This window comes from Limnovirga soli, from assembly GCF_013106755.1.
GTDB lineage: Bacteria > Bacteroidota > Bacteroidia > Chitinophagales > Chitinophagaceae > Limnovirga > Limnovirga soli.
Window position 1 is genome coordinate 1 of sequence record NZ_WHPF01000048.1, and the last position, 456, is coordinate 456.

Here is a 456-nt window from a genome sequence, read left to right on the forward strand (position 1 = left end):
ATTATCAGCTGCATTCAAAGAATCCAACATGGTTTGAGTGCGTGCATAAGGACTTAACATAGCCGCAGTATCGGCGATATTTAATTTGCTGTCAGCAGCACTGTTAAGGTTGCTGATAGTAGCATAAGGACTCAACATAGCAGCCGTATCAGCAATATTCAATTTCAGGTTGATTTTATTATCAGCCGCATTCAAAGAATCCAACATGGTTTGTGTGCGTGCATATGGGCTCAACATGGCAGCCGTATCAGCGATATTTAATTTGCTGTCAGCAGTACTGTTAAGGTTGCTGATAGTAGCATAAGGGCTCAACATAGCCGCTGTATCAGCAATATTCAATTTCATGTTGATTTTGTTGTCAGCCGCATTCAAAGAATCCAACATGGTTTGAGTGCGTGCATAAGGACTTAACATAGCCGCAGTATCAACGGTATTCAATTTATTTACTACCAGGTC

The 456-nt window shown here is 41.0% G+C and carries 1 protein-coding gene; it reads right to left on the reverse strand.

What is annotated here, in order from left to right:
- Positions 1–345, reverse strand: a 345-nt coding sequence (locus GD597_RS21710) for a hypothetical protein (protein WP_171610016.1), incomplete at its 3' end; no start/stop codon positions are given.
- Positions 346–456: the final 111 nt, after the last annotated feature.